Annotated in this window: 21 protein-coding genes and 1 riboswitch; of the genes, 6 read left to right on the forward strand and 15 right to left on the reverse strand. The window is 61.3% G+C overall.

What is annotated here, in order from left to right; all coding sequences use genetic code 11:
* Nucleotides 1-16: 16 nt before the first annotated feature.
* Nucleotides 17-1,096: a hypothetical protein gene (locus VE23_RS04660; RefSeq protein WP_049867434.1), complete on the reverse strand. Its 1,080-nt coding sequence runs from the start codon at nucleotides 1,094-1,096 to the stop codon at nucleotides 17-19.
* A gap of 147 nt (nucleotides 1,097-1,243) precedes the next feature.
* Between VE23_RS04660 and VE23_RS04665 the strand changes: the two genes are divergently transcribed.
* Both VE23_RS04665 and VE23_RS04670 read left to right on the forward strand, forming a co-directional pair.
* A complete protein-coding gene (locus VE23_RS04665) occupies nucleotides 1,244-1,552 on the forward strand; it encodes a hypothetical protein (RefSeq protein WP_049867435.1) in 309 nt (102 codons plus the stop codon).
* Nucleotides 1,553-1,679: 127 nt separating this feature from the next.
* Complete coding sequence (locus VE23_RS04670; RefSeq protein ID WP_049867436.1) at nucleotides 1,680-2,936, forward strand: N-acetylmuramoyl-L-alanine amidase; 1,257 nt, start codon at nucleotides 1,680-1,682, stop codon at nucleotides 2,934-2,936.
* 73 nt (nucleotides 2,937-3,009) lie between these two features.
* Here VE23_RS04670 and VE23_RS04675 read toward each other — a convergent pair whose 3' ends face one another.
* Nucleotides 3,010-3,888, reverse strand: a complete 879-nt coding sequence (locus VE23_RS04675; protein ID WP_048746217.1) for a LysR family transcriptional regulator — start codon at nucleotides 3,886-3,888, stop codon at nucleotides 3,010-3,012.
* 136 nt (nucleotides 3,889-4,024) lie between these two features.
* Between VE23_RS04675 and VE23_RS04680 the strand changes: the two genes are divergently transcribed.
* Nucleotides 4,025-4,927 (forward strand): DMT family transporter, encoded by a 903-nt coding sequence (locus VE23_RS04680; protein ID WP_049867437.1) that lies wholly within the window; start codon nucleotides 4,025-4,027, stop codon nucleotides 4,925-4,927.
* A 1-nt stretch (nucleotide 4,928) separates the two neighbouring features.
* On the opposite strand, the gene VE23_RS04685 is transcribed toward VE23_RS04680, so the two are convergent.
* The 6 genes from VE23_RS04685 to VE23_RS04710 form a co-directional block, all read right to left on the reverse strand.
* Nucleotides 4,929-5,174: a hypothetical protein gene (locus tag VE23_RS04685; RefSeq protein ID WP_048746150.1), complete on the reverse strand. Its 246-nt coding sequence runs from the start codon at nucleotides 5,172-5,174 to the stop codon at nucleotides 4,929-4,931.
* Nucleotides 5,175-5,379: 205 nt separating this feature from the next.
* On the reverse strand, nucleotides 5,380-8,151 hold the full coding sequence (locus VE23_RS04690) for an FtsX-like permease family protein (RefSeq protein ID WP_049867438.1): 2,772 nt from the start codon (nucleotides 8,149-8,151) through the stop codon (nucleotides 5,380-5,382).
* Nucleotides 8,151-8,831: an ABC transporter ATP-binding protein gene (locus VE23_RS04695; protein ID WP_049867439.1), complete on the reverse strand. Its 681-nt coding sequence runs from the start codon at nucleotides 8,829-8,831 to the stop codon at nucleotides 8,151-8,153. Before VE23_RS04695 ends, VE23_RS04690 begins: the two co-directional genes overlap by 1 nt.
* 104 nt (nucleotides 8,832-8,935) lie before the next feature.
* The gene (locus tag VE23_RS04700) at nucleotides 8,936-10,279 is read right to left on the reverse strand and encodes a sensor histidine kinase (RefSeq protein WP_049867440.1); all 1,344 of its coding nucleotides are present in this window, start codon (nucleotides 10,277-10,279) and stop codon (nucleotides 8,936-8,938) included.
* Nucleotides 10,276-10,992, reverse strand: coding sequence for a response regulator transcription factor (locus tag VE23_RS04705; RefSeq protein WP_021882428.1), 717 nt, complete (start codon nucleotides 10,990-10,992; stop codon nucleotides 10,276-10,278). Before VE23_RS04705 ends, VE23_RS04700 begins: the two co-directional genes overlap by 4 nt.
* Nucleotides 10,989-12,482: an aminotransferase-like domain-containing protein gene (locus VE23_RS04710; protein WP_049867441.1), complete on the reverse strand. Its 1,494-nt coding sequence runs from the start codon at nucleotides 12,480-12,482 to the stop codon at nucleotides 10,989-10,991. Before VE23_RS04710 ends, VE23_RS04705 begins: the two co-directional genes overlap by 4 nt.
* A gap of 126 nt (nucleotides 12,483-12,608) precedes the next feature.
* Between VE23_RS04710 and VE23_RS04715 the strand changes: the two genes are divergently transcribed.
* Nucleotides 12,609-13,964: an MFS transporter gene (locus tag VE23_RS04715; RefSeq protein ID WP_049867442.1), complete on the forward strand. Its 1,356-nt coding sequence runs from the start codon at nucleotides 12,609-12,611 to the stop codon at nucleotides 13,962-13,964.
* A 156-nt stretch (nucleotides 13,965-14,120) separates the two neighbouring features.
* Here VE23_RS04715 and VE23_RS04720 read toward each other — a convergent pair whose 3' ends face one another.
* Entirely contained in the window at nucleotides 14,121-14,507 is a 387-nt protein-coding gene (locus tag VE23_RS04720; protein WP_049867443.1) for a hypothetical protein, read from the reverse strand.
* 132 nt (nucleotides 14,508-14,639) lie between these two features.
* Nucleotides 14,640-14,793: riboswitch (FMN riboswitch) on the forward strand.
* 122 nt (nucleotides 14,794-14,915) lie between these two features.
* Here VE23_RS04720 and VE23_RS04725 point away from each other — a divergent pair.
* Complete coding sequence (locus tag VE23_RS04725; protein WP_232316804.1) at nucleotides 14,916-15,896, forward strand: DMT family transporter; 981 nt, start codon at nucleotides 14,916-14,918, stop codon at nucleotides 15,894-15,896.
* Here VE23_RS04725 and VE23_RS04730 read toward each other — a convergent pair.
* From VE23_RS04730 to VE23_RS04750, 5 genes are all read right to left on the reverse strand, one after another.
* A complete protein-coding gene (locus VE23_RS04730; RefSeq protein WP_049867444.1) occupies nucleotides 15,893-16,228 on the reverse strand; it encodes an MGMT family protein in 336 nt (111 codons plus the stop codon). The genes VE23_RS04725 and VE23_RS04730 overlap by 4 nt on opposite strands.
* Before the next feature lie 64 nt (nucleotides 16,229-16,292).
* A complete protein-coding gene (locus VE23_RS04735; RefSeq protein WP_048749697.1) occupies nucleotides 16,293-16,592 on the reverse strand; it encodes a DUF6509 family protein in 300 nt (99 codons plus the stop codon).
* Nucleotide 16,593: 1 nt separating this feature from the next.
* Nucleotides 16,594-18,516 carry an ATP-dependent DNA helicase gene (locus VE23_RS04740; protein ID WP_021879883.1) on the reverse strand — a complete coding sequence of 641 codons (1,923 nt, stop codon included), beginning with the start codon at nucleotides 18,514-18,516 and terminating at the stop codon, nucleotides 16,594-16,596.
* Between the two features lie 55 nt (nucleotides 18,517-18,571).
* Nucleotides 18,572-19,645, reverse strand: coding sequence for a hypothetical protein (locus tag VE23_RS04745; RefSeq protein ID WP_049867446.1), 1,074 nt, complete (start codon nucleotides 19,643-19,645; stop codon nucleotides 18,572-18,574).
* On the reverse strand, nucleotides 19,642-20,325 hold the full coding sequence (locus VE23_RS04750; RefSeq protein WP_049867447.1) for an NAD-dependent epimerase/dehydratase family protein: 684 nt from the start codon (nucleotides 20,323-20,325) through the stop codon (nucleotides 19,642-19,644). Before VE23_RS04750 ends, VE23_RS04745 begins: the two co-directional genes overlap by 4 nt.
* Before the next feature lie 412 nt (nucleotides 20,326-20,737).
* Between VE23_RS04750 and VE23_RS26355 the strand changes: the two genes are divergently transcribed.
* Complete coding sequence (locus VE23_RS26355; RefSeq protein ID WP_157053907.1) at nucleotides 20,738-21,109, forward strand: hypothetical protein; 372 nt, start codon at nucleotides 20,738-20,740, stop codon at nucleotides 21,107-21,109.
* A 62-nt stretch (nucleotides 21,110-21,171) separates the two neighbouring features.
* On the opposite strand, the gene VE23_RS04755 is transcribed toward VE23_RS26355, so the two are convergent.
* A complete protein-coding gene (locus tag VE23_RS04755) occupies nucleotides 21,172-21,606 on the reverse strand; it encodes a PaaI family thioesterase (RefSeq protein ID WP_084781298.1) in 435 nt (144 codons plus the stop codon).
* Between the last annotated feature and the right edge of the window lie 10 nt (nucleotides 21,607-21,616).

The following is a 21,616-nucleotide window of genomic DNA, read 5'->3' on the forward strand; positions in this document are numbered from 1 at the left end:
CAGAACGATCAAGGTTCTATCTCCATTTTTTCAAATGTCTCCCAAAAGCATACATGACGAGCAGATGAACTTGCGCTTGCGAGTACTTGTACAGCAGCCAAGGCAGCGAAGGGATGAAATCGTGGATGGCCGCGAGGCATTCCCTCGATCCCGGCAGCAGCAGAAATTCAAGCCTCCCCCGTCTCCCTTTCCCCTTGCCGGCCAGCAGCCCTCCGCTGATCTCGAAGGTGAAGCTGCGGAAAGCCCCGGCTTGCCTGCGCTCAGTCAGCTGCAGGAGAGGACGCGGAATCCCTGCCGCATAGATTCGGCATTCCCCTGCCGGATTCCTCTCGACCCGCAGCAGCGGGCGGCAGAAGCGGGACAGCCAGTCCAGGTAATAGAAGGCCGCTTGCTCCGCGTTCATGCCGTCCGGCAGGGTGAGCCTTTGGACGGATCGGACATCCCGCCTTCGGTCCATTCCGTTCGCGAATCCTGCTTGCCCGGACGCCTCGCGGACGGTATCGCCAGTTCCTTTCTCCCCCGCCATCGCGCGATAGCCCAGAGCGGCGCATATGGCTGCCGCTGCATGAAGCGGGCCTGCACCGCCAGCCGGGATGACGGTCAGCGGCACTCCGTGAGAAGCGAGAATGCCTTCCACCTCCCGCCGCTTTTGACCGTTGCCGGCCCGCCTCGGCATCGACGGGTATGGCAGGATATTTCCGTCGAGACAGATGATCCGCTTCACGCCGTTGGCCGCCGCGGCAAAAGCGAAATGCTCCGCCAGCAGGGCGTCGAGGTCCCGCGATGTCCCTTGGGTCAGCCTCGCAGAAGGCTTGCCTGCATGGAGGAGGAAAATGGCCATATCGACTTCAGCCAGAGCAAATACGGCTTCTTCCTGCGAATAGAAGTCGCATGTCCGCCACGCAAGGCGACCGTGATGGCCGCTGGCAGCAGGATGCCTGCCGATCCCGATGAGAGCGGCCTCGGGCGGCAGCATGGCGGCAAGCCTGCTTCCTACCGATCCGCCAGCGCCGGCGATCGCGATGACCGGGCGGCGGCTACGCCCGCCTGCTCGGCCAGCGGCGTTGAGCCTATCCGGCCCGATGGCCTCGTCCAAAGCCAGGCCCCCTTTCATTTCTATACGAAATCATACCCTTGCAACGCGAATGTCAAAAGCAGAAGGACTGGAATGCATCCTATTGCGCACAGCAGGCACCTTGTGAGAATATAGCGGTATCCAATTTCTACAAGGAGTGATGAACCGATGCGCAAAAACCTGGAAAGATTAAAGCAGGCGCTGCAAAACGAGAATAAGCTCAACGGGCATGAAGGCGTGCTGATCGCTTTCGACCATCTTCTCGACCTCCTTGAAGAACACGAGCAGTATCACCGCGTCGAGATCGGCGCCCGCAGCACCAACAGCGAGAAATCCAACGGCGAGGTGGAAGCTGCGATCCGGCAAGAAACGGAGTTTTTCCGCAACGCCGTGCATACGGTCATCGAACGGACCGTATCCGACCTGGTCCACAAAGGCCAGAAGGACTGGAAGAAGTTTTACGACCGGGTCGACTGACGGCCTGAGCCTGCCTGCCCCTACAGGGCGGGCTTTTTTTCATTTTTGCTTGGCGAGGCCGTCCGCCCTCACTCCTTGTCCACTCCGGGAATAGAGTAACGCATGACCGAAAAGGAGTGATAGATTTATGGCCAAAACATCCATCCTGGGCTCCCAGTCCGTATCGGCCGACGCGATGATCCGTTATGTGGCGGGCGTGAACCCTTCCTTCAACGGAGAAATCGCCAGGCAGTTCCTGGCCGTCGGCGCCCGTTACGGCGTGCGCGGGGACATCGCCCTGTGCCAATCGATCCATGAGACGAACTGGTTCCGCTTCGGCGGAGACGTCCAGCCGTCGCAGAACAACTTCGCCGGCATCGGCGCGACCGGAGGCGGCAATCCGGGCGCTTCGTTCGCTACGATCGCTGAAGGCGTCACGGCGCAGATCCAGCATCTGTTCGCCTACGCTTCCACAGCGGCCGTGCCTGCCGGGGAAACCATCGTCGACCCCCGCTTCTCGCTCGTGACGCGCGGCTCCGCGCCGGCGTGGGAAGATCTTGCGGGCCGCTGGGCCGTGCCGGGTTATGACCGGACCAAGTACGCCAGCCTTGCAGACGCCATGGCCGCCGGCGAGACTTACGGACAGCGGATTCTGACGCTGTATCAAGCGATGAGCACAGCGCCTGCGGCGGCGCTTCCCATCCTCGCGCTGGACGCGGGCCATGGGGGTACCGATCCCGGCGCATCCGGCAACGGCATCGTCGAGAAGGACAGCGCCCTGGACTTGACGCTGAAGACAGCCTCCTACTTGAGGAGCAAGTACGCCGTCGATATCCGCCTCACCCGCAGCAGCGATGTGTTCGTCGCCTTGAGCGACAGGGCAAGCCTTGCGAATGGCTGGGGAGCGGCATACTTTGTTTCCATCCATCATAACGCAGGGGGAGGCGAAGGCTACGAATCCTATGTATATCCCGGAACCCGCACCGGCGCCTCCGGCCGCAGCCAGGATGCCGTCCACAGCCGGATCATGGCGTATCTGAAGCCGCTGGGCGTCGCGGACAGGGGCAAGAAGGAAGCGAACTTCGCTGTCCTGCGCGAGACATCGATGCCTGCCCTGCTGCTCGAAAACCTGTTTCTCGACCAAGCCTTCGATGCCGGCTTGCTGAAGGATGCCGCCGTCCGCCAAAACCTGGCGGCAGCGATCGGCGAAGGTATCGCGGCGGCCATGGCGCTGAAGCCCGTATCTGCGGCGGCTGCGCAATCGTACAAGCAGGAAGCCGTCGACTGGCTCTATGCCCAAGGCCTGCTAACGGACCCGGCCTGGAAGCAGCAGCCGGAAGCTCCGCTGCCGCTGTGGGCGGAAGCCCTCGTTCTTCAACGGCTGTACAGCCGGCTGCAGTCCTGATGCTGCAAGCCATGCGCCGCGGCAGCGGCGCCTACATAACGATGCCGCCCCCGCACACCGGCTGACTCCGCCTTCACGGCTGCCTGGATTCCATGAACCGCTTGATATAGTCGAGGAAGCGGCGGGCTGCCGGCGAAAGCAGCTTGAACGAGGAGGCGGCGATCGCCAGCGTCCGGTAGCGGCCGTCCTCCAGCTCGACCATCGCGGCGTGATGATCCCTTCCCTGCAGCACGAGCTCCGGAAGGATGCTGATGCCGAGGCCGTGCTCCACCATGGCGATGATGGCATAATCGTCCGCCGTCTCGTACTTGATGCGCGGCCTCTGGATGACCTCCTCGAGAATGCGCCGGACGTCATAGTCGGAGCCTTCCTTCGGAATGATGAAGTCCTCGCCTTGAAGCTGCTGGAGAGACAAGAACGGCTGGCCGGCGAGCGGATGTCCGGCCGGCAGCACGCAGAGCATGCGGTCCTTCTTCAACGCCAACGTGTCGAGGCCATCCCGGGCCGGAAGGCTCAAGAAGCCCATATCCATGCTGCCGTCGGTGATGCCTTCCTCGATATCCCGGTAATCCCCCTCGATCAGCTTGATTTCGATTCCCGGATAGTCTCGGTCGAACTCCTTGATCATTTGCGGCAGCCAGTGGACCGACACGCTCGTGAACGTGCCGAGCCGCACCGTGCCCGCCTGCAGCCCTTTGATCGCCGCGATTTCCTGCTGAAGCTGCTCCTGCCAGGACAGCATCTCGCGCATCGGCTTCAGCACCCTCTCGCCGTCGACGGTGAGCCGGATGCCCGAGCGGCTGCGGGCGAGCAGCTGGATGCCGAATTCCTTCTCCAGGCTGCCGAGCGCATGGCTCACTCCGGATTGGGTCAAACCCAGCGTTTCCGCTGCTTTTGTCAAGCTTCCGTGCTCGACGACTGCGCTGAATATTTCGTATTTGACCAGACTCATGAGCGGCTGCTCCATTCCTTTTTTATCATGAATTTCCTTCATGTAAAACATGAATAACATTCAATTCCCTTATGTTATGGTTCCTAGTATACTTTACCATCGGAAGATACGACAAGAAGAGGACGGGAACACGAACATGAAGAAGTCGGAATGGCTGCTCGTAATGGTAACGATATGCTGGGGATCCTCCTACCTGCTGATGAAGCTGGCGTTGGATTCGGTCGGGGAAATGACGTTGATCGGACTGAGATTCGGCATAGCCTTCGCGCTTACGGCCGTGCTCTTCCATCGGAAGCTGAAAGGCTTGTCCTTGCATACGACCGGTTATGCAGCTTTGCAGGGAGCGCTGCTGCTCGGCGTCTTCGTCTCCATCACGTACGGCCTCAAGACGACGAGCACGTCGAATGCCGGCTTTCTGGTCAGCCTGACGGTCATATTCGTGCCGATTCTGTCCGCCGTATTCATGCGCCAGAGGATGAAGCCGCAGCTGACGGCCGGCATCAGCCTCGCGATCGCCGGCATCGGCCTGCTCACGCTGAAGATGCCTCTCAGCATGCAGCCGGGAGACATTCTGTGCATCGCAGCGGCATTCTTATATGCCGTGTATGTGCTCGTCACCTCGCGCGCCGTCAGGAAAAAGGTCGACATGTTCCAGCTCGGCATCCTGCAGCTGGCGTTTACAGGCGGCTACGGCTTCGTCCTCGCCTTTCTCCTGGAGAAGCCATCCCTGCCGCATTCGCTGAACGGATGGCTCTCCGTCGGCGCTCTGGCTGTCGTGTGCAGCGCATTCTGCTATATCGCGCAGCCGCTCGCCCAGCGGTATACATCCCCGGCCCGGGCAGGCCTAATCTTTGCGCTTGAGCCCGTCTTCGCCGCCCTGTTCGGCTATCTGTTCGCAGACGAGGTATTGGGAATGCAAGGTTATATCGGAGCCCTGCTCGTCATGTCGGGCGTACTCGTGTCGGAGTACGGAGGGCGCTGGATATCGGCGCTGCGCAAAAAAAAATCAGGCCAGCCGGCCGTTCCGGCCGAAACCTGATTCACGCCATGGCGCATGCCTGGCTTGCCGCGCGGGCTTTGCCCGCCGCCGCGAGCGCATGCTCCATGGCTGTTTTTTTGACCTCATCCGGATGCAGGCTGTCGCGGCTGAACATGTCGCACAGCGCATCCTGCGCCGCCTGAACCGCGAGCGCCTCGTTCTGCAGCAGGTACATGCATACGCTGTAGCAGTGACTTTCGACCGACCGCAATCGGCGAATCCTGTCGGCTTGATCCCTCTTGCTCATGATTCATTCTCTCCCCCGTGGCATAGCTCTATCTATAAGACGAATCCTAACAGCAATATGTAGCACCATGGTACGCACAAAACCAGTATAAGGGAATTTTACCAGACAAAAAGTAACAAAGTATTTACGAAATCTGAGTTTTTTCTTAAGATTGCTGGAAAAAGGAGCGCTTCGCCGCAATATCGGCGAAGCGCTCCTTCCTTCATTAGACGTCGGCAGAGCGCAAAGGTTCCGTCGGCGAGGAGATCAACGCTCCGCGCGCGGGTCCGATGTTGAACAGGAACGCCGCCGCCAGCAGCAAGCCAAGCACGCCGGACAGAAGCAGCCAAGGAAATTCGGCTTCGACGGGCGCTTCTCCCGGCCTCAGGTCGGTCTGCAAAATCCGGATGAAGGCATGGGCGCCCGTCGCTCCGGCAGCCGTGCCGGCGAGCAGGCCGCAGCCGCCGAGCAGCGTCCCCTCCAGCAGGAACGAGCGGAACAGCTTGCGGGATGGAATGCCGGCGCAGCGCAGCATCGCGATCTCCCGCGACCTCTCTCCTATAGAGCGTTTCTGAAGCACCGCAAGCCCCAGCAGCCCGATGACGGCGGACAGAACGGTGAAGCCGATGAAGCCGTTCACGAGCTGCTTGTTTTCGGCATACTTCTCGCTGTTCGACAAATATGGAATGCCGACGGACAACGCTCCGCCCGACACGAGACGGCTGCTGATCTCCCGGTCCAGCTGCAGGTCTCGGTAATGAAACTGAAGCAGCAGCAGGCCTTGATGGACCTGATTGTCCCATGGGTGATGGTAGGGCTTGAGCTTGGCCAGCAGCTCAGGATTAACATAGGTCGTTGCATATACGTATTCGGTGCGGGCGGTGGATTCTGTATTATCGGCCGCAAAGCCGGCAATCTTCAGCTCGACGGTGAGGTCGGGCTTGTCCGAGGGACCGACGAGATTATTCTTGTAAAAGCTCATTCGGATATGATCTCCCGCTGTATAGGTTGCTTCGGGTCCGTGAAATATAGAGGGCTTATCGCCTGCCGTCTTCCTGTATTGAAGAGGCAGGACGACATAACCGTCATCCGATTCCACTTTGTTCCATGCCTCTTCATCGCTGCCGAACTCCGGCGACCGTTCGGCAAGCGTCCAGCCGCCGCCGGCCAGCAGCTCCTGCGAGACCGGCACGAACGCCTGGCTGAAGCGGGAGCCTTTCCCTTCCAGCTGGACGCCGCCCATGACAGGCTCGACAACGGCGTGATGCGAGACCGTCCGGCGCAGCTCGGCATCCGTCCTCAAGAGCTCGAGCACGCGTTCTTTTTCTTCCGCCGATTGGTAGGGAACGTAGCCGCCATACCCGAGCATTGTCTGAACCGTGCGTTCCGTGTCCATGTTTTTGAGAATGAGGCTGCTGAGCCCCGAGGTGAAGGTCACCGTCATCATCGCGATGCCGAACAGGAGCATGACGGTGAACGTCCTTCCCGGACGCTGGCCGGCATAACGAACGGCGAGCAGAGAGGACAGGCTGAGGCGTCCCGCCAGCCGGCGACCAGCGCTCAGCAGCAAGCCAAACACGGCGTAAACCGCTGCGGCCGAAGCGCCAAGCCAGGTCAGCAGCAGCGCAAGCATCGTTCCTCCGGAAGGCGCTGCCGGCTCCCAGCGGAACGCCTGATAGAGATGAGCCCCCAAAAAAGCAGCCGCTAGAATCGGGAGCGTCCAGGCTCCGGCTTGCCTTTTCCACCCTCTGCCCTGCTTGCCGCCGGACGCCGCCTCTCCCCTCAATGCGGAAACGATGGTCCCCGCACCGGCTTTGCGGCTGGCGAGCAGGACCAGCAGGCTTTGATACAAGAGGACGGCTGCCGCTGCGACGGCCGCCAGGGCAGGCGAAATGCGGGCTGTGATGGGAATGCCTGCGGAGCTGACCGCGTGCCCGTATCCGCCGCCGTAGAGCAGCTTCACCATTGCCCATCCTGCCCCCGCCCCTGACAGCAGCCCGATCAGGCCGGACAGCAGCCCGAGCAGCAGCGCCTCGGCCGCGAACAGCCCCCTCGCCTGCCGCCGGTTCATCCCGATCGCCCTCAGCACCCCGTACAGCTCGCTTCGCGATTCGGCCATCATGTGGACGATCTGGCGTAGCAAAAAAGCGCTGGAGAAGATCGCCGTCATACTGATCGCCAAAATGACCATGACCATATTTCCGCCTGCTCTGGATAAGGCTTCACGCTTCACGAATCGAGTCTCCGTCAGCTCATTCATCTTGTTGCTGTAGTTCATGCCAATGACGCTGCCGGCCGGATCCGTCCTCCCGACCAGCACGAAGCTGTAGCTGCCTTCAGGGCTGCCGGCAAGCGCTGCCGCATCGCGCTCGTTCACCAGGATCGTTCCGTTCCTGCTGCCCCGATCGCCTCTATATCCGGTCACTCCGGTCGCCTCGACGACGTCCCGGACGATCAGAGGCTTGCGCATCCCGGCGGCATCCGCCGCCCACACCGCGTCGCCGGCTTCAAGCCCGAGCCTGCCTGCGGTTTCCCGGTCCAGAATCGCTTGACCCGAAGGCAGCCCCGTCCTCCATAATTCGGCTTGTCCTTCATCAAAGAGCTTCGCTTGCCGCGGATCCAGCCCGAGCAGCTGGACCTGCTGCAGAGACTTCGCATCTGCATCCTGCCGGTCGGAAGCGAACAGCGTCGTCGCGCCGGCAACGACCGGCAGGCTGCGATAGCGGACGCCGGGCATCGATTCCAGCTCAGATCGGAGCGTCACGGCCTGCTCGCCGCTGAACGGCTTGCCCTGCCTCGGCATCAACACCCAGTCGATCGGGCCGAAATGAGCGCGTACCCAAGCATCTCCGCTGCCCTTGACGGCGATGTAATGAAAGCAGGACATCGAGATGAGCATCGCCCCGATCGCCCCGGCCAGCAGGCTGAGCAGCGTCTGCCGCTTCTGCCTTTTCAGATACAGGAGGCCTATCCGCCAGCTCAATCCCTTCGCCAGCATCAGAGCGTACCTCCGTCATGCACGATCCGCCCGTTGAACATGCGGATCTGCCTCTTCATCCGGGCTGCGAAGCCCGCATCATGCGTCACGAGCACGATCGTCGTGCCGCTGCGGACATTCAGCATCTCCAGCAAGCCCAATATCTGCTCCGCCGTATCGGAGTCGAGCGCGCCCGTAGGCTCGTCCGCGAACAGGATGTCCGGGCGGCCGGCTACCGCCCTGGCGATCGCCACGCGCTGGTTCTGGCCTCCGGACAGCTGCGCCGGCAACGCCGCCGCCTTGTTCTCCAGCCCGACGAGCTTCAGCGTTTCCCGCGCTGCGGACTGCGCCTCTTTCCTGGACATGCCTCTGGCCATGAGCGGCAGCATGACGTTCTCGGCCGCGCTCAGGACGGGAACCAGATGATAGGATTGGAAAACGAACCCCATCCGCCGAAGCCTGACCTCCGCCAGCTCCTTCTCGCCGAGCTTGTGGAGAGCGCTCTCTCCGAGCCAGACTTCGCCGCTCCCGGGCGGCTCCAGGCCGGCGAGCACATGAAGCAGCGTCGTCTTGCCGCAGCCCGACGGCCCGGTGACCGCCACCGTCTCCCCTTCCTCTACCTGCAGATTGATCTCCTTGAGCGCCCGGGCGGCCTCGCTGCCCGTCCCGAACGTTTTGCTCACTTGCTTCGCCTTCAGCATTCCGGCGCCAGCCCCTTTCTCCCGCTCGGCGGGTACGCCAGTAGACTAACAGGCTTATGTGCAGCAGCCATCGACACAATGTGCAGACATTGTGCAGAAGGCGGCTATTCGCGATAGGCAGGAAGCTCGGCATAAAAAAGAGCTCCCGCTCCGAAGCGGCTGCTGACGCCGACGGAGCCTCCATGGGCTTCGGCAATGCCCTTGACGACGGCCAGCCCCAATCCGAGCCCGCGCGGCGCGGGACTTCCGTCCGCGTAAGTCCGCCTGCGGACATAGCGCTGGAACAGCTGATCGAGCTCTTCCTCCTCCATTCCCCAGCCGTCGTCCTCGACTTCGATCCGCACTCCGCTGCCTGCCGCCGCGATTCGGACGGTCATCGTCGTGCGCGCATGCCGAAGAGCGTTGTCCGACAAGTTGAGCAAAAGCTGGCGGATCCGCTTCTCGTCGCCGAATACCTTCGCCGCCTCGTCGAGCTCCGTCCGGACCCGGATTCCTTTATCCCCGGCCTCCGCTTCCAGCAGCTCCGCGATCGCGGCGGCCGCTTCGGCCGGAGCGAACCAGCGCTTGTCCAGCGCCAGCCGGCCGCTCTCGGCGAGCGACAGATCCTGCAGATCCTGGACAAGACGGGCCATCCCTCTCGCCTGCTCCGACAACTTGGCGAGCTGGGAGGCATCCAGCGCCCGCTCCTCGTACAAGGCGTTGTCCAGAGACGCCAGCAGGACGGCAAGCGGCGTCCGCAGCTCATGGGCGACTTCGCCCACCATCGATTTGCGCACTGTCTGCAGGTGCTGGATATAATCGCCCGCTTCGGACAGACGTCGGGACAGCTCCTCTTCGCCCGGATCCTCGGCGGAAGGCGCCTGAAGCATGCGCGCTCCATGCACTGCCGCAGCGGCAGTATGCCCGCTGCCGCTCGGCCGAAGGAGCTTCGCCTCGTCGGCCCACAGTCTCAGCCGGCGCTGGCCGCGAGCGGCCTCCAGCCTCATCAGGCCCCAGGCGCAGGCGAACGCGGCCATGCCGGCGGCGGCAGGCCATACCGCCGCATGCCCGCCGGCAGAGGAGGCGACGGAGGCCTCGACCGTTCCCGCCACGCGTCCGTCAAGCATGAAAGGCTTGACCGACGACAGACGGCTGCCGCGAGGACCATCCTCTCCGGCGACAGCGATCGTCTCGCCTGCGGCCGTCCTAACCTCCAAGTAAACAGCGCCCCCGGCGGGATGCGCAGCCGCATCCCGCCGGAGAGCCTCCTCCATGCCGTCCGCCGAACCGTGCAAGCCGGCATACGCAGACGCATAGCCGCTCCAGTACAGAGCGAGCCGCTTCGCTTCGTCAGGCTCCTTCGACGATTGCGGCGTCCCTACCAGCACGGCAGCAGCCGCTATCGCCGCAGCGGCCGAGCCGCAGGCTGTCCGCAGCCAGGCAGCTCGGGACAGGGAGCGTGCCTTCATTCGCGCCTCTCTTCCTGAAGGAAGCGATATCCGACGCCGTATACCGTCCCGATATAACGAGGCTCGGCCGAATCGTCGCCGAGCTTGCGCCGCAAATTCCGGATATGGCTGTCTATCGTCCGCTCATACCCTGCGTACGCTTCGCCGAGAGCCTCCTCCAGCAGATGCGTCCGGGTGAATACCCTTCCGGGATGAGAGGCCAGCTTCAGCAGCAGCGCGAACTCGGTTCGGGTCAGCTCCACCGGAGCCCCTCCGACGCTGGCTTCGAACCGCTCCGGAGAGATGGAGAGGTCGCCGCGGACGAGCCCTTCCGTCTTAGCCGGGAGCGAGCCCTCTCCTTCCTTCATCCTTCCGGCTCGGCGAAGCACCGCCTTGATCCGGGCATGCAGCTCCCTCAGGCTGAACGGCTTCTGGATATAATCGTCCGCGCCGATCTCAAGCGCCAGGATGCGGTCGAACTCGTCGCTTCGCGCCGTCACCATCAGGATCGGCAGCTGCCACAGCCTTTCATTGCGGCGGCATAAGTCGAGACCCGTTCCGCCGCCCTTCAGCAGCCAATCCACAAGCAGCAGCTGCGGCTTCTCCTGCTCGATCAGGACGATCGCCGCTTCTGCCGAATCAGCCGTATGGACCTCGCAGCCTTCTCTGCGCAAATACGCAGCCCCTTGCTCCGCCAGCTCCCGCTCGTCCTCGACCCATACAATTCGTGTCATCCCCGATCCTCCCTCCGGCCCTGATTGTTCTTGTTCTTATGGCATTCCTTGCCTGCCAGCCGCTCCAACGCAGCGGCTGCCCGCCGTATTCCCTCGGCGATCATGTCCTCTTCGGCCGCCGCGACGCTGATGCGCATCCAGCCGGGACGTTCCCCGTACAGCTCCCCGGGACTGACGGCGACGCCTTGCTCCATGCATTCCTGCAGCACTTCCAGTCCGGAGCGCGCCAGGCCATGCTTCAGCCAGATATAAAAGCCGCCCTCCGGAAGCGCCGCCTGGATGGCCGCATGCGGAGCAAGGCTGGCCGCCGAGGCTTCCGCGGCCGCCTGTCTTCTGCGTTCGAGAGCCGCCCGGACGGTCTCCAGCCTGGTATCGAACTGGCCGCTGCCCAGCAGCGCCGCTCCCAGACGTTCACCCGGATGGCTGGTCGTCAACCCCGAGGCGTGGCGCGCGGCCATCAGCGGCGCCATCAGCGCCCTTGGCGCCGCGATCCAGCCTGTCCGCATGCCGGGAGTGGCGATCTTCGAGAATGTGCCGCAGGATAGGACCCGCTCCCTGCCGCCGGGCAGCGAGCGCAGCGAAGGAAGCGCCGTCCAGCCCGGCCTGCCGAGCAGGGAGTAGGGATCGTCCTCGATGATCGGCAGCCTGAGCTCGGTGCAGATGGCGAGGAGCTGCAGCCGTCTCGCCAGCGACAGCGTCGATCCGGTCGGATTCTGGAACGTCGGATTCGTAACGACAAGCCGGATCCGGTGGCGGCGGTACAGCTCCGGTATCGCTTCCGGCGTGAGGCCTTCCTTGTCGACCGGCAGCCGGACCATGTAGATGCCGGCTGCCGCGAATACGCCCATCGTGTACAGATAGGACGGACCTTCGACCGCTACGGCGTCCCCCGGCTCCAGCATCGCTCTCGCGATTAGGCCGAGCGAATGCTTGACGCCGCCTGTCAGGAGCAGCTCATCCGGCTTCGCTGCCAGCGAAGGACCGATCCGCGGATGGGAGGCGAGAGCCTCCCTCAAGCCGCAATCGCCCTGCGGATCGTCCCTGTAGCTGAACGGCCGGCTCCAATCAAGCTCTCCCGACAGCCGCTCCATCAGCTCCAGAGGCATCAGGCTGCGATGCAGCTCTCCTTGGGTGAGGTCGATCACGCCTTCTCGAGGCGCCTCGTTGACGGCCTCCTGCAGCCGGCTAGAAGGATTGTATCTTCGGCTCAAATAGCGGATCCAATCCGGCTGCCGCTCCCCCTGCTCCCACATCGAGTCGCTGACGCTCGTCCCGCTTCCCGGGCGCGACTGGACGAGACCGAGCGCCCTCAGCTCGCCGTATGCCGCCTGGACCGTGCTGCGGTTGACCGCCAGCCGGAGGGCAAGATCCCGTTCCGCCGGCAGCTTCGAGCCCGGAGGCAGCAGACCGCTGCGGATCTGCTCCTCATAGTGCCGGCATATTTGGATATAGACGGCATCTGAGCCGGATGGACTCGGTTTCCAGAACATGATCATCCCCCCTTTTGTTTGATTATATCGCCTTCATGAATTGGATGGGCAAAATTTCCTCCAATTGGCTGGTGCGCCCAATCTCCCGAACCGCTATGATAACAACAAAACAGAGGGGGAACCGCCATGTTGTTCAAGGAACCGAAATTCGCCTGGCTGCTTCTGGCCGTCTTGTGGTGCTTTACGTTCGCAGGCTCGCTGGGCCGCATCGTCATCGCTTTTTTCCAGCCGGAAATTACCGCCGATCTCGGCGTCGAGCGGGACTTTCTCGGCTTTACGTGGTCGACCGCCATCGTGCTTACCGCTGTATGCGCGCCGCTCGGCGGCCTTCTCGCCGACCGCAAAGGCTATGCGGCGGCGATGGGAATCTCCGCCGCGATGAACGCCCTCGGCGCCGCCTCGGTGCTGTTCATTCCCGGTACGCTCGGATATTGGCTCGGGAACGGATTGCTTGCCGGATTGAGCGGGCTGGGAGCCGCCTCGGCCTATATGCTCGTGCAGGACTGGTTCCGCCATCACCGGGCCAAAGCTCTCGCTCTGCTCGGCAGCGCCGGGTCGCTTGGCCTGGCCGTGCTGACGCCGCTGTTGACGCAAGGCCACAAGTACGAGTGGAGACAGCTCTATGCGGTGCTGCTCGTCGTCCACCTGCTGTTCCTTCCTTTGGCGGCGCTCGTATTCCGGAGCCGGGCGGGAGGCCGGCATGAAGATACGGGGAACGTTCCTCTCTCCGAGAACCAAGAGCTCTCCGCAGCTCCTGAAACGATCCTCCCACCGAAGGACGGCCAAAAGCCGCTTTCCGCAGCTCCGTCCGGAAATTCCGGGGCCTCTCCCGCGAACCCTCCCCAGAGCTGGCGGGAGAAGTCCGCCGCGCTGCTGGACATGGCCCGAAACCGCGTCTTCCTCGTCGTCTCCTTCTCTCTCCTTGCCTGTGGCTTCAGCATGGGCACCGTGGAAATGAACCTGGCAGCCATCCACCAGCATTCGCATGTGCCGACCGCAACGATCGCCGCTTCGCTCAGCCTGCTCGGCGTTCTCGAAGTTTGCGGCGGACTTCTGTTCTCCTATTTCCTGGACCGCTCCTCCCGCTCGTCAGCGCTGGCTTTGCTGTTTGGAGTCCGAGTTCTCGCCTTTTCCTTGCTGCTTCCCCATCTGCAGCTGTCGCCGGTATTTTTCTCGCTGCTTTTCGGCGCGAGCTATGTTGGCGCCGTATCCGGCGGCATTCTGCTCGCGGATGAGAACGCCGGCGGACCGGGCGGGCTGCGCACCGGCTTTCTGCTGCTGCTCCATCAGCTCGGAGGTGCGGCTGCCACGCTCGGAGGAGGCATTCTCTACCGGCTGCAGCATTCGTACCAGACCGTCATTGCCGTCAATTTGATTTTGAGCGCGCTCGCTTTCGTCTTCTTCCTCCTGCTCTCCCGGCATCTTGCGGCAAGACGCCGCCCATCGCGCGGCAGCTCAGCCGAGCTGGAGGCTTCCGGCTGAATACCGATGCCGGCCGAGGCCGCCTTCCGTCCCTATGCGGTTCGATGGACAGCAGTCACCCAAGCCTCGAGATCGACAGGTCTGCCCCGCGCCTTAAAGCGAACAAGAAAAAAAGGGCTGTCCCCCGATGGGGACAGCCCTTGACCGGCTTCCGGATCAAGCGACGTCGAACGTGCTGCGCTTGATGATATGGAGATCGTCTCCGGAATAGATATGGATGTAGATGACGTATTTGCCCGGCTTATCGAACGTATGCGTGACCTCATACTGTCCCTGGGCTTTCTTCTTGGAAGTGATCAAAATAGGGAGCTCCTGCTCCGTTTCTTCCCGGATGTCGAAGTCGATTTTGAGGTTCTCTTCCGTAACCAGTCCCTCAATAGCCGCCGTCAGCTGCAGCGGCGTTCCGGCCACGGCTGCCGGGTCGCTCGTAATCGCGACCTTGACCGCCGACTCATCCTGATAAGGCGCGTTGCCGGAAGATCCGCAGCCCGCCGCGACCAGAAGCATGAGAACCGCGATCGCCGCGAATGTCCATTTCTTCATGACCAGTATTCTCCTTTCCCTGTTGCGCTTGTCCTCCTTATTATACCTGGGGAGATGCGCTGCTGCTCCCTGCAACCATGAACTTTTCTTGTCGAGTGCTGTCGCCTTGTGATATAATTCACGCAACTGAATATGAACCTTCGGGGCAGGGTGCAATTCCCTACCGGCGGTGACGGCGCGAATGCGCGCCGAAGCCCGCGACTCCCGGAACTGCGAATGCGGATCCGGGACTGACTTGGTGAGAATCCAAGGCCGACGGTGACAGTCCGGATGAGAGAAGGTTTAATGCGCTTCGTGCCACGATTTTGGCGAGGCGTATTATTTCGTGCCCCCGCCATTTGTCTTTCGGCGGGGGTTATGAGCTTCTACGAGGTTCAATTCAAAAACCCGCCACTGGAGGTTGTTGAATTGAAAGACACAGCTACGCTTGACCGTCCGCTCAGCGCGGACAAAGGCCTGTTTACCCGCAGCCGCGGCATTTGGTACGTCGTTCTCGGCGCGACGCTCTGGGGAGTCGATCCCCTTTTCCGCATCCTGCTTCTGAAAACCTTCACGTCTCCGCAGATCGTTTTCCTGGAGCATCTTCTCCTCGCTCTGTATGCCGTACCGGTCCTTATCCATTACCGTCATCAGCTCACCGGCAAGCTCACCCTCGGCGTCGTCGGAGCCCTGTTCTTCGTTTCCTGGGGCGGCTCCGCCATCGCCACGGTGCTGTTCACGTCCGCGTTCACGATGGGCAACTTCAACGCCGTCCTGCTGCTGCAGAAGCTGCAGCCGCTGCTGGCCATCATTCTCGCCCGCTTCATGCTCAAGGAATCTTTCCCAGCCCGCTTCTCCTGGTATCTGCTCGTCGCGCTCGCCGGAACATACCTGCTTACATTCGGCTTCCATGGTCCGCAGCTCGGCTTGCACGATCTCGGCTCCCAGGCCGCGCTGTACTCGATCGGCGCCGCTTTCCTGTGGGGCGGATCGACCGTCATGGGCAAATACCTGCTGCAGAAGAAGCTGGGCTTCCATATCGTCACTTCGCTCCGCTTCCTGCTCGCCATCCCGCTGCTGGGCGTTCTGCTGCTGGCCGCCGGAGACTCCTGGAAGCATCTGGGAAGCACAGGCGCAGCGGCCGTGCTGATCGTGAACCTGCTTTTCCAGGCTTTCATTCCCGGCCTTCTGAGCATGCTGCTCTATTATAAAGGGCTTTCCTCGACGAAGGCTTCCATCGCCACGCTGGCCGAGCTCGCCTTCCCTGCCGTCGGCGTCCTGATCAACTGGATCGCTTTTGGATCCGTGCTCAAGATTCATGAGCTGATCGGCTTCCTGCTTATCTGGGGCGTGCTCGTCATGCTCAGCCGCAGCACGTCGAGAGCCGCAGCGGAGCAGTCCGCCGCTTAATGCCCGGCTTCGCCGCCGGCCTGCTCTGCATCCGGTTCATGCCGATGCCGGTCGAGATCGATCGCTCCGCGGGAGCCTTCTTCGATGCCTTCCGCGGCCAGCAATGCCCTTTGAAGCTCGCCGGCATCGCCCGGCAGCGACACGGAGCCTGCCGCGTTGACGACCCGATGCCAGGGCAGCCCGTACTTCTCCCCCATGGAATGGAGGATGCGGACGATCTGGCGCGCGGCGCGAGGGCTTCCGGCCGCTGCAGCGACCGAGCCGTAGGTCATGACCTTGCCTTCCGGGATGGCGCCGACGACCCGGATCACTTTTTCCGTAAAAGGCTGCATATGTCTCTCCCCCATAAGTAGAACTAGAGCCCGCGCTGTCCAGCAGCCGCGGGCTCTTGTCTGATTATCCGTTTGCTTCCGAGTCGGCGATATGTTCCTTGCAGAACGTCTCCAATTCGGCGAGCTCTTCATCCTCAAGCCCGAAGTCGAGCAGCCGGTCGCTGCCCCGCTCGCGGATCTCGTGGCGGATGATGGAGCCTCCCGCTCCTTCTTGCTTGTATACAGCGCGCACGTACAGGCCGCTCGGCGAGTACAGCTCGTCCTCTTCATCCACCTCGATCTGAAGCAGGTATTCATACCGCTGTCCGTCTAGAATGCCGAATGGATCCTTGATTTTCTCCACGCTGTATTCCGTAATTTCCATCTCAATTCTCCTCCTGTAACGTTCCTTCGGGCAGTACCGATACGACGGCTTCCCGTACTTGGCTGTCAAGCAGCTGCGAGGACAGGATGACGACGTCCCCGCTGTCTCCGCGCGATCGGATCAGCCTCCCGACCCCTTGCCTCAGCCTCAGCTGCATGAACGGAACCTCGATTTCCCCGAAGGCGCTCGCCGCCGCTTGGCGCCTGGCGTTGAAGACCGGATCCCGCGGCGGCCAAGGCAGATCCCAGACGACGACGAGCGACAGCGACGGACCCGGCACATCGAGTCCTTCCCATAGAGTATGAGCGCACAGGACGCTTTCCTCGTCTTGCTGGAAAGCCGCGATCAGGCTGCTTATTTCTGCCGTGCCTTCAAAGTGAAGCCGGTATTCCTTCATCTCGGGCGCTACGGCAGCCCAGTCGCGGAACGACTCCAGCTGCTTGCGGGACGGGAAGAGAAGGAGCGCCCTTCCTCCGCTGTGGCGGAGCGCTTCGACCGTGCGCCGCCTCTTGTCCTCCGCTGCCGCGGCAGGATCGAGATGAATCCGCATCTGGGAAGCGTAATCGTACGGAGACGGAGTGCTGAAGCTCAAGAACTCCTCGATTCCAAGCGTATCGGCCGCATAGTGGAAGGAGCCTCCGGCCGACAGCGTAGCCGAAGAGAAGATGATCGGCATCGATTTGGCGAATACCCGCTCCCGAAGCACTTCCTTGACCAGCCTCGGCATCATGACCAGCGTCAAGCCATCCGGATCCGGCAGCAGCCAGGTGATGAGCCCATCGGGCTTCTCGAACAACGCCAGGGCAGTGCCGATCATATCGAGATGCTCTTCCACGATAGTAAGGTGATAGCCGTCCAGGGTGAACAAGCCGCTCTCGAATACGAGCTGCTCCTCGATCTCCTCCAGCAAGGAGCGGAAAGCGCGGATTTCCCGCAGAAGTCCAGGCGTCGGCTCGAACTCCAGTCTTTCGGAGCCTTCCACAGGACGGCTGGCCTCCTGCAGGCGCCGGAACAGCTCCTCGCTGCGGCTTATGGCGTCCTCGATCGCATAGGCGAGCGTTTCGCGGATGTCGTTCTGCAGCAGGCGGCTGATGATGGATTCAAATACCGAGTGCTGGAGCTTGTAGGTCAATGCGTTCTGAGCGGCCGTCTCCAGCAGATGGCCTTCGTCGAAAACGACCGAGCTGTGCTCGGGCAGCAGCGGCAGCTGGCCTTCCCGCTTGCGCGCCTCGGCCGTCCACACATGCTCCATGTAGAAATCATGGGAGCAGATAATGAGATCCGGCGACTTCCGGTAATGGTCGCGCGACAGCGTCATGCCGCAGCGATGTCGCTGCGGGCAGACGAAGCAGTCCTGGAACACGTCCCAGCCGATCTTCGACCAGCGGGCGTCGTCAAGCCCGGCATAATCCTTGCGGCTGCCGTACGGATGAAAGGACTGCAGCGTATCGGGCTTGCGCACGAACTCGGGAAGCGTCTCGTAGATCGCATCATAGCTCTCGTCGCCCCGCACGTCGTCGAGCTTGTTCAGGCACAGATACTGGCTTTGCGACTTCGCCATCCGGGCATCCACCTTCAGGTCCAGGTAAGCCGCCAGCTTGGCGATGTCGCCTTCCGCCTTCGTCAGCTGCTCGATCAGCGATTCGTCGGCGCAGGCGATGACGGCCGGCCGGCGGGTATACCGGGCATATGCGACGGCATAGAGCAGGTAGACGAGTGTTTTACCGGTGCCGACGCCGGCCTCGGCGAACAGCGTTTTCTTTTCCTTATAGGCCCGTTCCAGCTGGAAAGCCATGTAAATCTGCTCATCGCGGACTTCAAAGCCGGCTTCAGGCAGAATATCGTAGAAAACATCCGAGATCCAGTCGCTGGCTTGCTCGATGAAGGGACGGGTCGGATCAAATTCGAAAGGATATGGGGTCAAATGCGCTGCAGCCTCCGCTTGGTTCTAGATTTCTGCGGGGCAGCTTCATGCCCCGTCATGGACTCATGTATCTTCCGCCGCCGATGCCGAGATCGGCCAGCTTGCCGGAATCGGCTTGCAGCAGAAAGGAATTGCTGCCCTCGGCAGCATTCCATTCCATGCCCAGAATCATGCCTTCTCCGGTACGCGCGGCAAAGCGCAAGGAAAAGGAGTCCGGGTTCATGGTGCCGCCGTCGTCAACGGTCCACGTAGAATTTTCATCATAATCCGCCGGGAAGTCCTTGTAAAGGGGTTTCGATTCCTCCGGTACGAGAACGAGGCTCGCCAGCATGCTTTTTTGCTCCCGCGCGAACTGGATCAGCAGCAGATCCATTGGTTTTCCATTCACGTCTATCCGGCCGATCGTCCAAGCCTGGTCGACCTTCCGTTTCTTCTCTTGGGCAACAGCCTTCAACAGAGAGGCGCCCGGCTTGGCAGCCTTCCTGTCCTCGACCGGGAAGAAGGCTTCCGGAGCTTGCTCGCCGCGCAGCATATAATAGGTAGCGTTCGGCTGGGCAGTACCCTGTTCAACCTGAAACACGTACCCCTTCATATGGACAAAGTTGGAAGCCGTCTGCCTGCCGTTATCCTTTGCGTCTCCTTGCTGCACTCCCGCATAAGCCACCGGCAGCGTCTTGCCGCCTGCTCCCGCTGCGGTCTTGATCGAAGAGAGGGCATCCGGATCGATCTCTCCCTGGATATCCGGCACGATCATCAGCTTCGTTCCCGTCTCGTCGGCAAAGCCGAAGTAGGCGGACAGGGATTTCTCTCCAAGAGCAGGAGCCGCTGTCGCGGTATTAGTCGACGGCGAAGCGGACGGTTTTCCGCACGCAGCCGGCTTTGGCGCGCTCGCTGACGGTGATGGCGATCCAGACTCCTTTAGCGTGCTCGCTGACGGTGATGGCGTTTCAGTCGGCTCCTGTCCTTCAATGCTGTGATCAGGCGAGGAGGAAGGGGTGATCGCAGCTGCATCCCTGCCCGTGCTCTTTCCTGACGAGCCGGCTTTGTCGTCTCCCCCGCTGCAGGCGGAGAGAGACGCCGCGAGCATGATCGCAGCCGCGCAGAATGCGGCCTTGCGGATTGCTTTCATTCGTCCGCCCCCCATCCGTGCGAGCCGATGGCGGCAATCTGCTCTGACTCCACCACCGTCACTCCCTCGGGAGCCCTCTTCGCCGCCTCCAGCATGGCGGACGCAACCGTCGCCGCATGAATGGGCCGGTAGCGGGCCAGCTTGCCGACCATCAGCCCCGACAGCGGCTTCGCCAGCGCAGCGGCCCATTTCTCGCCCGGCCGCCGCTCCTGGCGCTTCCCGAGCAGCTGGGAAGGTCTGAGCACAATCAGACGCCGCAGGCTCAGCTTCTCCAGCTGCCGCTCCAGCTCTCCCTTGACCCGGAGATAGAAATACCGGGAGTCCGGCGAAGCGCCGATGGACGATACGATCACAAGCGCGCCGGCTCCCTGCGAAGCCGCCATTTCGGCAAGCCGCAGCGGAAGCTCGTAATCCACCCGCCGAAACGCTTCACGCGTACCCGCTTTCTTGATTGTCGTGCCTGTGGCGATGAACAGGTCGTATCCACCCGGAATGCCTTCGAGACATTGCTCCGGCTGGCCGCCTTCCATCGCCCTCTCCTCCAGCCTCGGATCCGACAAGCCCGTTGGACGGCGTCCGATCGCAATGACGTTGGCATAGCGCTCTCCTGCAAGAAGCAGGTTGAGCAGCTCGCGGCCGACGAGACCGGTTCCTCCTGCAACAACCGCCGTTTCTCCCATTTGCAATCTCCTTTTCTGCCCCATGATATCCATCCATTTTTTCATTTCGCCGCTTGGAAAGCAATTTGCGCCTCTATTATGCATTTTGCTCCTCTATTTGGAAACAGACGTGTAGAAGGACCAAAAGGGTTCGGAAACAGACTCACCGAGCAGCAAAAAGCACGCCTCTGCCCCAAAAGCTCCGAGGAAGACGATTTTTTCTGCTTATTTGACTGCTTCTGCCCCAAAAGTTCCGAGTAAGACGATTTTTTCTGCTTATTTGACTGCTTCTGCCCCAATAGCTCCGAGTAAGACGATTTTTTCTGCTTATTTGGCCGCTTCTGCCCCAAAAGCTCCGAATAAGACGATTTTTTCTGCTTATTTCGCTGCTTCTGCCCCATAAGCTCCGAGTAAGACGATTTTTTCTGCTTATTTGACTGCTTCTACCTCAAAAGCTCCGAGTAAGACGATTTTTTCTGCTTATTTGGCCGCTTCTGCTCCAAAAGTTTCGAGTAAGACGATTTTTTCTGCTTATTTGGCCGCTTCTGCCCCAGAAGCTCCGAGTAAGACGATTTTTTCTGCTTATTTGGCCTCTTCTGCCCAAGAAACACCGAATAAGACGATTTTTTCTGCTTATTTGGCTGCTTCTGCCCCAAAAGCTCCGAATAAGACGATTTTTTCTGCTTATTTGGCCGCTTCTGCCCCAGAAACTCCGAGTAAGACGATTTTTTCTGCTTATTTCGCTGCTTCTGCCACAGAAGCTCCGAGTAAGACGATTTTTTCTGCTCATTGCTACCTGCAATAAGCTCAAGCTAACGCAAAAACCGCTTCTGCGGCGGCAGAAGCGGTAAAATCGATGCGGGCAGCCTACTTGCCGAGCACGCGGAAGGTACCGGTGCCGAAGGCGCATAAGTCCCCTTGTTCCGTGCGGGCGTACGCTTGCGTACTGATCATCTTGCGGGATTGATGGACGATCTCGGCCGAGACGATCAGCCGTCCCTCCCTGATCGGCGAGACATAATTGAGGTTCAGGTTCGTCGTCACGACAGCCGTCTCCGGATGGGCCGCCATCGCGGCCATCCCCATCGCGGAATCGATCAGCGTCGCATAGACCCCGCCATGCAGAATGCCGATCAGATTCATATGATGCGGCTGGACATCGAGATAGACGACGCATCTGCCGTTTTCCAGCTGCTGCTTCTCGGCGCCCAGAAAGCCCCAGAACGATTCTTTCGCCGCTTCCTCCCAGATCGCCATTTGTTTGGCCAGGATCGATGAATCCGCTTCCAAGTTTTTGTCCATCCGGCGTTCT

This window comes from Paenibacillus sp. D9 (assembly GCF_001188365.1).
Lineage (GTDB): Bacteria > Bacillota > Bacilli > Paenibacillales > Paenibacillaceae > Paenibacillus_O > Paenibacillus_O humicus.

Bases quoted from the DNA above. Each gene is read 5' to 3' on its own strand.
- VE23_RS04710 (WP_049867441.1), bottom strand. From the start codon at position 12,482: ATGTTCTGGAAACCGAGTCCATCCGGCTCAGATGCCGTCTATATCCAA.
- VE23_RS04680 (WP_049867437.1), top strand. From the start codon at position 4,025: ATGAAGAAGTCGGAATGGCTGCTCGTAATGGTAACGATATGCTGGGGA.
- VE23_RS04735 (WP_048749697.1), bottom strand. From the start codon at position 16,592: ATGGAAATTACGGAATACAGCGTGGAGAAAATCAAGGATCCATTCGGC.
- VE23_RS04685 (WP_048746150.1), bottom strand. From the start codon at position 5,174: ATGAGCAAGAGGGATCAAGCCGACAGGATTCGCCGATTGCGGTCGGTC.
- VE23_RS04715 (WP_049867442.1), top strand. From the start codon at position 12,609: ATGTTGTTCAAGGAACCGAAATTCGCCTGGCTGCTTCTGGCCGTCTTG.
- VE23_RS04670 (WP_049867436.1), top strand. From the start codon at position 1,680: ATGGCCAAAACATCCATCCTGGGCTCCCAGTCCGTATCGGCCGACGCG.
- VE23_RS04745 (WP_049867446.1), bottom strand. From the start codon at position 19,645: ATGAAAGCAATCCGCAAGGCCGCATTCTGCGCGGCTGCGATCATGCTC.
- VE23_RS04705 (WP_021882428.1), bottom strand. From the start codon at position 10,992: ATGACACGAATTGTATGGGTCGAGGACGAGCGGGAGCTGGCGGAGCAA.
- VE23_RS04700 (WP_049867440.1), bottom strand. From the start codon at position 10,279: ATGAAGGCACGCTCCCTGTCCCGAGCTGCCTGGCTGCGGACAGCCTGC.
- VE23_RS04690 (WP_049867438.1), bottom strand. From the start codon at position 8,151: ATGCTGGCGAAGGGATTGAGCTGGCGGATAGGCCTCCTGTATCTGAAA.
- VE23_RS04665 (WP_049867435.1), top strand. From the start codon at position 1,244: ATGCGCAAAAACCTGGAAAGATTAAAGCAGGCGCTGCAAAACGAGAAT.
- VE23_RS04675 (WP_048746217.1), bottom strand. From the start codon at position 3,888: ATGAGTCTGGTCAAATACGAAATATTCAGCGCAGTCGTCGAGCACGGA.
- VE23_RS04730 (WP_049867444.1), bottom strand. From the start codon at position 16,228: ATGCAGCCTTTTACGGAAAAAGTGATCCGGGTCGTCGGCGCCATCCCG.
- VE23_RS04720 (WP_049867443.1), bottom strand. From the start codon at position 14,507: ATGAAGAAATGGACATTCGCGGCGATCGCGGTTCTCATGCTTCTGGTC.
- VE23_RS04695 (WP_049867439.1), bottom strand. From the start codon at position 8,831: ATGCTGAAGGCGAAGCAAGTGAGCAAAACGTTCGGGACGGGCAGCGAG.
- VE23_RS04750 (WP_049867447.1), bottom strand. From the start codon at position 20,325: ATGGGAGAAACGGCGGTTGTTGCAGGAGGAACCGGTCTCGTCGGCCGC.
- VE23_RS04755 (WP_084781298.1), bottom strand. From the start codon at position 21,606: ATGGACAAAAACTTGGAAGCGGATTCATCGATCCTGGCCAAACAAATG.